Annotated in this window: 4 protein-coding genes; 3 read left to right on the plus strand and 1 reads right to left on the minus strand. The window is 67.4% G+C overall.

Going from position 1 to position 9,309, the window contains the following annotated elements; all coding sequences use genetic code 11:
- Positions 1-15: 15 nt before the first annotated feature.
- The gene (locus ACXJKH_RS09580; protein ID WP_457319252.1) at positions 16-1,347 is read right to left on the minus strand and encodes a M20 family metallopeptidase; all 1,332 of its coding nucleotides are present in this window, start codon (positions 1,345-1,347) and stop codon (positions 16-18) included.
- A gap of 226 nt (positions 1,348-1,573) precedes the next feature.
- Here ACXJKH_RS09580 and ACXJKH_RS09585 point away from each other — a divergent pair, with 226 nt between their 5' ends.
- From ACXJKH_RS09585 to ACXJKH_RS09595, 3 genes are all read left to right on the plus strand, one after another.
- Positions 1,574-2,824, plus strand: coding sequence for an efflux RND transporter periplasmic adaptor subunit (locus tag ACXJKH_RS09585; RefSeq protein WP_457319253.1), 1,251 nt, complete (start codon positions 1,574-1,576; stop codon positions 2,822-2,824).
- A gap of 88 nt (positions 2,825-2,912) precedes the next feature.
- Positions 2,913-6,143, plus strand: a complete 3,231-nt coding sequence (locus ACXJKH_RS09590; protein WP_457319254.1) for an efflux RND transporter permease subunit — start codon at positions 2,913-2,915, stop codon at positions 6,141-6,143.
- A 34-nt stretch (positions 6,144-6,177) separates the two neighbouring features.
- Positions 6,178-9,300 (plus strand): efflux RND transporter permease subunit, encoded by a 3,123-nt coding sequence (locus ACXJKH_RS09595; protein ID WP_457319255.1) that lies wholly within the window; start codon positions 6,178-6,180, stop codon positions 9,298-9,300.
- Positions 9,301-9,309: the final 9 nt, after the last annotated feature.

Below are 9,309 nucleotides of genomic sequence, written 5' to 3' on the forward strand. Positions count from 1 at the left end.
AATCCTGCCTTGGCCTCAGCCCGCCGCAGGCGCAACCACCCCCACCCCATTGAGATAATCCAGACTCACCTGCAGCAACGCCCGCAACCCCACGTCCAGCGCCTTCTCATCCAGCAGGAACTTCGGCGAATGGTTGGCCGGCGCCGTAGCCGGATCGATGCCCACACTCGTGGACCCCACGAAGAAAAACATCCCCGGCACCTGCTGCGCGTACAGCGAAAAATCCTCCGCGCCCATCTGCAGCGGCGGCTCGTACACATTGTCCTTGCCCACCACCGCCTGCAGGCTCGGCAGCATCTTCGCCGTCAGCGCCGGATCGTTCACCGTCGCCGGATTGCCCTCGGACTCATAGATCTCCGTCACCGCCTTGGCCCCGTGCGCCGCCGCCGTGTGCTCGGCCACATTGCGCAGGTCCGCGAAAATCTGCTGCCGCATCCCCTCATCGAACGTGCGGATCGTCCCCACCATCTCCACCTCATCGGGAATGATGTTGTAGCGGATGCCGCCCTTGATCGCCCCGAAGGTCAGCACTGCCGGCTGCTTGGACAGGTTCGCCCGACGGCTCACGATCGTCTGCGCCGTGCCCACCAGATCGGCCGTCGCCACGATCGGATCCACCCCGTTCCACGGCGCCGAGCCATGCGTCTGCCGCCCGATCACCTTGATCCCGAACCGGTCCGAGGCTGCCATCAAGGGCCCACCGCGCACCGCGATCTGCCCCGCCGGCACGCTGGAGAACACATGCAGGCCGAACACCGCCTCCGGCTTGAAGTCCGCAAACAGCCCCTCCTTCAGCATCAACGACGCACCCCCCTCTTCCGGCGGCGGCGCCCCTTCCTCGGAGGGCTGGAAGATCAGCATCACTTCGCCTGGCAGGTTCTCGCGCATCTTCACCAGCGCATCGGCCACCCCCAGCAACGTGGCGGTATGCGCGTCGTGGCCGCAGGCGTGCATCACCCCGACCGGCTCGCCACGGTAGGTGCTGGTCACCTTGGAGGCGAACGGCAGCCCGGTCTGTTCGGTCACCGGCAGCGCGTCCATGTCCGCGCGCAGGGCGATGCGCGGACCCGGCTTTGCCCCCTTGATGACCACCACCACACCGTGATGGGCGATCCCGGTCTTCGGCTTGAGCCCCATCGCCCGCAACTGCTCGGCCACCTTCGCCGAGGTGCGCTCCTCGCGGTTGGACAGCTCCGGGTGCTGGTGGAAGTCGCGCCGCCAGTCGACCACCTTGGCGTGCAGGCGGGTCGCCGCGGCAGTCACTTCCGGGCGTTCGTCAGGGGTGGCCGCGGCCAGTGCGGGGCAGGCAAGCAGCAGGGCGGACAGCAGCAGCGACAGACGGGGCATCGAGGATCTCCACGGGTGTTCAGGGCGGACCAAACTGAATGTAGGCCATCAGCGCACTTGCTGCTGTAACTTTCTGCCCCCGCAGGCGTTGATCCGTGGAACCTGGCCGGTCACATCCGGTCTGACCGCCCGTCCCATCCGTCATGCATGAAAGCCCGCGCACCACGGGTATGCTTTGCACCAGCCAATCGGGCCCTGCCCTCCGCCAGCCTCAGGAGTTAGTTGAATGTCGCGTTTCTGGAAGATCGTGCTGCTGGTGGTCGCCGTACTGGTGATTGGCTTCATCGGCCTGCACCTGCTCAACGGTGGCAAGCACAAGGGTGAGGCGGGCGGCAGCGCTGCCGGCGCCGGCAAGGACGGCGACCAGCGCGACACCGGACCGGTCCCGGTCACCGTGGTCGACGCCATTCGCCAGGACGTGCCGGTGTATGCCAGCGCACTGGGCACCGTAGCGGCGATGAACACCGTCACCGTCAGCCCGCAGGTCGGCGGCCAGCTGATCAGCATCAACTTCAAGGAAGGCCAGGAAGTAAAGCAGGGCGACCTGCTCGCGCAGATCGACCCGCGCAGCCTGCAGGCCAGCTACGACGAGGCCGCCGCGGCCAAGCGCCAGAACCAGGCCCAGCTGGCCACCGCGCGCTCCAACTACCAGCGCTCCAATTCGCCGGAGTACCGCCAGTACGTGGCCAAGACCGACCTGGACACCCAGCGCAACCAGGTGGCGCAGTTCGAAAGCGCCGTGGCCGCCAACGAGGCCAGCATGCGCGCGGCCCAGGTGCAGCTGCAGTACACCCGCGTCACCGCGCCGATCACCGGCATCGCCGGCATCCGCGCGGTGGACGCCGGCAATGTCGTCAGTGCCGGCACCGCGCTGGTCACCCTGACCCAGATCCACCCGATCCACGTGGTGTTCAACCTGCCCGAGCGCCAGCTGCCGGATGTGCGCACCGCCCAGCAGGCCGGCCCGGTGACCATCGCCGCGCTGGACCGCAACGACTCGCACGTGCTCACCGACGGCGGCAAGCTGGACGTGGTGGACAACCAGATCAGCAGCGACAGCGGCACCTTCCGCGTGCGCGCCCTGTTCGACAACACCGACAACAGCCTGTGGCCGGGCCAGTTCGTCAACGTGCGGATGCAGCTGCGCACCATTGGCGGCGGCGTGGTCATCCCCACCCAGGCCGTGATGCGCGGCCCGGACGGCGAGTACGTCTACATCGTCAAGCCCGACAGCACCGTTGCCATGCAGACCGTCAAGAGCGGCGTGGAAGTGGGCGACAGCAACGTGCAGATCACCGACGGCCTCAAGGGCGGCGAGCGCGTCGTCAGCGAGGGCCAGTTCCGGCTCAAGCCGGGCAGCAAGGTCAACGCGCTCAAGCCGGGCGAGACCCCGGCCGCGCCGACCGAGGCCGAACTCAAGGCCGCCGCGCAACAGCAGGGTGCTGGCGGTGGCCGCCGTGGTGGCGGTCCGCGCTGAGCGCGCCTGCCTGACGTTCCCGACGCCGGCCGCCTTGCTGGCGTCTGCCCGTTCCAACGCCGCATGACGTAACAGCAAGGATCCGCCCGTGGGCTTTTCGACGATCTTCATCCGCCGCCCGATCGCCACCTCGCTGTTGATGGCGGGCCTGCTGCTGCTCGGCATCCTCGGCTACCGCCAGCTGCCGGTGTCGGCGCTGCCGGAGATCGACGCGCCCAGCCTGGTGGTGACCACCCAGTACCCCGGCGCCAACGCGGTCACCATGGCCTCGCTGGTGACCACCCCGCTGGAACGCCAGTTCGGGCAGATCTCCGGGTTGGAGATCATGACCTCCGATTCCTCGGCCGGTCTGTCCACGATCATCCTGCAGTTCTCGATGGACCGGGACATCGACATCGCCGCCCAGGACGTACAGGCCGCGATCCGCCAGGCCACCCTGCCCTCCTCGCTGCCCTACCAGCCGGTCTACAACCGGGTGAATCCGGCCGACGCGGCGATCGTCACCCTCAAGCTCACCTCCGACACGCGCCCGCTGCGCGATGTGAACAACTACGCCGACTCCATCCTCGCCCAGCGCCTGTCGCAGGTGCAGGGCGTGGGGCTGGTGTCCATCGCCGGCAACGTGCGCCCGGCCGTACGCATCCAGGTCAACCCGGCGCAGCTGTCCAACATGGGCCTGACCCTGGAAGAACTGCGCAGCGCGCTGACCCAGGCCAACGTCAACGCGCCCAAGGGCTCGCTCAACGGCAAGACCCAGTCCTACTCCATCGGCACCAATGACCAGCTGACCAGCGCCGCCGAGTACCGCGACACCATCATCAGCTACAAGAACGGCCGCCCGGTGCGGCTGTCGGACGTGGCCAACGTCATCGACGGGGTGGAGAACGACCAGCTCGCCGCCTGGGCCGATGGCAAGCCGGCGGTGCTGCTGGAAGTGCGCCGCCAGCCCGGCGCCAACATCGTGCAGACCGTCGAACGCATCCGCGCGCTGCTGCCGCAGCTGCAGAACGTGCTGCCGGCCGACGTGCACCTGGAGATCTTCTCCGACCGTACCGAGACCATCCGCGCCTCGGTGCATGAAGTGCAGTTCACCCTGATCCTCACCATCTGCCTGGTGGTCGCGGTGATCTTCGTGTTCCTGCGCCGGCTGTGGGCCACCATCATTCCCTCGGTGGCGGTACCGCTGTCGCTGGCCGGCACCTTCGGGGTGATGGCCTTTGCCGGCATGTCGCTGGACAACCTGTCGCTGATGGCGCTGGTGGTGGCCACCGGCTTCGTGGTCGACGATGCGATCGTGATGATCGAGAACATCGTGCGCTACATCGAACAGGGCAAGAGCGGCCCGGAAGCGGCCGAGATCGGCGCCCAGCAGATCGGCTTCACCGTGCTCTCGCTGACCATCTCGCTGGTGGCGGTGTTCCTGCCGCTGTTGCTGATGCCCGGCGTCACCGGCCGGTTGTTCCACGAGTTCGCCTGGGTGCTGAGCATCGCGGTGGTGCTGTCGATGCTGATCTCGCTGACGCTCACCCCGATGATGTGCGCCTACCTGCTCAAGCCCGATGCCCTGCCCGAAGGCGAGGACGCGCACGAGCGTGCCGCCGCGGCCGGCAAGGAAAACCTGTGGACGCGTACCGTGGGCGCGTACGAGCGCAGCCTGGACTGGGTGCTGGAGCACCAGCCGCTGACCCTGGCCGTGGCCGCCGGTGCCCTGGTGCTGACCGTGGTGCTGTACATCGTGATCCCCAAGGGCCTGCTGCCCGAGCAGGACACCGGCCTGATCACCGGCGTGGTCCAGGCCGACCAGAACATCGCCTTCCCGCAGATGGAGCAGCGCACCAAGGCCGTGGCCGAAGCGCTGCGCAAGGACCCGGCGGTGACCGGCGTGTCGGCCTTCATCGGCGCCGGCAGCATGAACCCCACGCTCAACCAGGGCCAGCTGTCGATCGTGCTCARGCAGCGTGGCGACCGCGACGGACTGGATGAGATTCTGCCGCGCCTGCAGCACGCCGTGGCCGGCATCCCCGGCGTGGCGCTGTACCTCAAGCCGGTGCAGGACGTCACCCTGGACACCCGCGTGGCCGCCACCGAGTACCAGTACTCGCTGTCGGACGTGGACAGCGCGCAGGTTGCGCTGCAGGCCAACCGCCTGACCGAAGCGCTGCGCCAGCGCCCGGAGCTGGCCGACGTGGACAACAACCTGGCCAACCAGGGCCGCGCGCTGGAACTGAACATCGACCGCGACAAGGCCAGCGTGCTGGGCGTGCCGATGCAGACCATCGACGACACCCTGTACGACGCCTTCGGCCAGCGCCAGATCTCCACCATCTTCACCGAACTCAACCAATACCGCGTGGTGCTGGAAGTGGCGCCGGAGTTCCGCACCAGCACCGCGCTGATGCACCAGCTGGCGGTGGCCTCCAACGGGGCCGGCGCGCTGACCGGCAGCAACGCCACCAACTTCGGCCAGGTCACCTCGTCCAACTCGTCCACGGCCACCGGCATCGGCGCGCAGAACACCGGCATCCCGATCGGCGCCGGCAACATCATCCCGCTGGCCGCACTCGCCGAAAGCAAGGTCACCAGCACCCCGCTGGTGGTCAGCCACCAGCAACAGCTCCCGGCGGTGACCGTGTCGTTCAACATCGCCCCGGGCTATTCCCTGTCCGATGCGGTCAAGGCGATCGAAGAGACCAAGGACAGCCTGGACATGCCCACGCAGGTGCATGCGGAGTTCATCGGCAAGGCCGCCGAGTTCACCGGCAGCCAGACCGACGTGGTGTGGCTGCTGCTGGCCTCGCTGGTGCTGATCTACATCGTGCTGGGCGTGCTGTATGAGAGCTACATCCATCCGTTGACCATCATCTCCACCCTGCCGCCGGCCGGTGTCGGTGCGCTGCTGGCGCTGATGGTGTGCGGGTTGCCGTTGTCGGTGGACGGCATCGTCGGCATCGTGCTGCTGATCGGCATCGTCAAGAAGAACGGCATCATGATGGTCGACTTCGCCATCGAGGCGCGTCGCGCCGGTGCCAACGCGCACGATGCGATCCGCCGCGCCTGCCTGCTGCGCTTCCGCCCGATCATGATGACCACCGCTGCGGCCATGCTTGGCGCGCTGCCACTGGCACTGGGCACCGGCATCGGTTCGGAACTGCGCCGCCCGCTGGGCATCGCCATCGTCGGCGGCCTGCTGCTGTCCCAGCTGGTCACGCTGTACACCACGCCGGTGATCTACCTGTACATGGAGCGCTTCTCCGAGCGCCTGCGACTGCGCCGCGAACAGCGCGCGCTGCGCCACGCCAGCGCCCAGGACCGCGCATGAGCACGCCGTACCTGCGTGCCATGAGGATGCCGGCATGAACATCTCCGGCCCCTTCATCCGCCGCCCGATCGGCACCGCGCTGCTGGCCATCGGCCTGTTCGTGGTCGGCCTGTTCTGCTACCTGAAACTGGGCGTGTCGGCATTGCCGAACATCCAGATTCCGGTGATCTTCGTGCACGCCAGCCAGTCCGGCGCGGACGCCACCACCATGGCCTCCACGGTCACCGCACCGCTGGAACGCCACCTGGGCCAGCTGCCCGGCGTGGACCAGATGCGCTCCTCCAGTTCCGAAGGCAGCTCGCTGGTCTTCATGATCTTCCAGAGCGGGGTGGACATCGATTCGGCCGCGCTGGACGTGCAGACGGCGATCAATTCATCGCAGGCAGATCTGCCGTCCGGGCTCGGCTCGCCGATGTTCCAGAAGGCCAATCCCAACGATGATCCGGTCATCGCCATCGCGCTGACCTCGCAGACGCAGTCGGCCGATGAGCTCTACAACGTCGCCGATTCGCTGCTGGCCCAGCGCATCCGCCAGATCAGCGGGGTGTCCTCGGTCGACATCGCCGGTGCCTCCACCCCGGCGGTACGGGTGGACGTCAACCTGCGCCTGCTCAACGCGCTCAACCTCACCCCCGACGACCTGCGCAACGCGGTGCGCGCGGCCAACGTGACCTCGCCGACCGGCTTCCTCACCGACGGCAACACCACCACCGCGATCATCGCCAACGAYTCGGTSGCRCGMGCSGCCGACTTCGCCAACCTGGTCATCAAGACCCAGGACGATGGCCGGGTGATCCGCCTCAAGGACGTGGCCAACGTCTACGACGGCCAGCAGGATGCGTACCAGGCCGCGTGGTTCGACCACAAGCCCGCCGTGGTGATGTATGTGTTCACCCGTGCCGGCGCCAACATCGTGGAGACCGTCGATCGGGTCAAGGCGCAGATTCCGATGCTGCGCGACTACCTGCAGCCTGGCACGGTGCTGACCCCGTTCTTCGACCGCACCCCGACCATCCGCTCGTCACTGCATGAAGTGCAGATCACCCTGCTGATCAGCCTGGCGATGGTGATCCTGACCATGGCGCTGTTCCTGCGCCGGTTGGCACCGACGCTGATCGCCGCGGTCACCGTGCCGCTGTCGCTGGCCGGTGCGGCACTGGTGATGTACGTGTTCGGCTTCACTTTGAACAACCTCAGCCTGCTGGCGCTGGTGATCGCGATCGGCTTTGTGGTCGACGATGCGATCGTGGTGATCGAAAACGTCATGCGCCACCTCGACGAGGGCATGACACGCATGCAGGCCGCGCTGACCGGCGCGCGCGAGATCGGCTTCACCATCGTCTCGATCACCGCCTCGCTGGTGGCGGTGTTCATCCCGCTGCTGTTCGCCAGCGGCATGGTCGGGGCGTTCTTCCGCGAGTTCACCATCACCCTGGTGGCGGCGATCGTGGTTTCCATGATCGTTTCGCTGACCCTGACCCCGGCGCTGTGCAGCCGCTTCCTCAGCGCGCACCCCGAGCCGGAGACGCCGTCGCGGATCGGTCGCTTCCTGGATGGCGTGCACGACCGCATGCTGCGCACCTATACGGTGTGCCTGGACTTCTCGCTGCGCCACGCAATGCTGCTCTCGCTCACCCCGATCCTGCTGATCGTGGCCACGGTGATGCTCGGCGGCGCGGTCAAGAAGGGCTCCTTCCCGGCCCAGGACACCGGCCTGATCTGGGGCCGCGCCAATTCCAGCGCCACCGTGTCCTTCGAGGACATGGTCAACCGCCAGCGCCGCATCACCGACATGCTGATGGCCGATCCGGCGGTGAAGACCGTCGGCGTGCGCCTGGGCAGCGGCCGCCAGGGCTCCAGCGCGCAGTTCAACATCCAGCTCAAGACGCGCAAGGAAGGCCGCAAGGAAACCACCGCGCTGGCGCTGGCGCGGTTGAGCGCCAAGGCCGACCGCTACCCCGACCTGCAGCTGCGCCTGCGCGCGATCCAGGATCTGCCCAGCGATGGTGGCGGCGGCAACAGCCAGGGTGCGCAGTACCGCGTGTCGCTGCAGGGCAATGATCTTGCCCAGCTGCAGGAATGGCTGCCCAAGGTGCAGGCGGCGTTGAAGAAGAACCCGATGCTGCGCGACGTCGGCACCGACGTGGATACCGCCGGCCTGCGCCAGAATGTGGTGATCGACCGCGCCAAGGCCGCGCGCCTGGGCGTGTCGGTCGGTGCCATCGACGGCGCGCTGTACGGCGCGTTCGGCCAGCGCCAGATCTCCACCATCTATTCGGACATCAACCAGTACAGCGTGGTGGTCAACGCCCTGCCCGAGCAGACCGCCACCCCGCGTGCACTGGATGAGATCCACGTGCGCGCCGGCAACGGCGAGATGATCCCGCTCACTGCCGTGGCCCACCAGGTGCCGGGGCTGGCYCCGCCGCAGATCACCCACGAAAACCAGTACACCACGATGGACCTGAGCTACAACCTGGCCCCGGGCGTAAGCACCGGCGAAGGCGAAGCCATCATCAAGGCCACCGTGGACGGCCTGCGCCTGCCCGGCGACATCCGCATCAGCGATGGCGGCGGCTTCAATGTGCAGCTCAACCCGAACTCGATGCTGATCCTGGTGCTGGCCGCGATCATCACCGTCTACCTGGTGCTGGGCATGCTGTACGAAAGCCTGGTGCACCCGGTGACCATCCTGTCCACGCTGCCGGCGGCGGGCGTGGGCGCGCTGCTGGCGCTGTTTGTGACCAATACCGAGCTGTCGGTGATCTCGATGATCGCGCTGGTACTGCTCATCGGCATCGTCAAGAAGAACGCGATCATGATGATCGACTTCGCCGTAGTGGCCCAGCGCGAGCACGGCAAGAGCCCGCGCGATGCGGTGCGCGAGGCCAGCATCGTGCGCTTCCGTCCGATCATGATGACCACCATGGTGGCGATCCTGGCGGCAGTGCCACTGGCGATCGGCTTGGGCGAAGGCTCCGAACTGCGCCGCCCGCTCGGCATCGCGATGATCGGCGGCCTGTTGTTCTCGCAGAGCCTCACCCTGCTCAGCACGCCGGCGCTGTACGTCATCTTCTCCTGCCTGCGCGAACGCTGGGTCAACCGTCGCGCACGCCGCCGCGAGAAGAAACTGCTCAAGCGCGCCAAGACCGCCTGACGGTAGTGG

Source organism: Stenotrophomonas sp. P5_B8, from assembly GCF_054049855.1.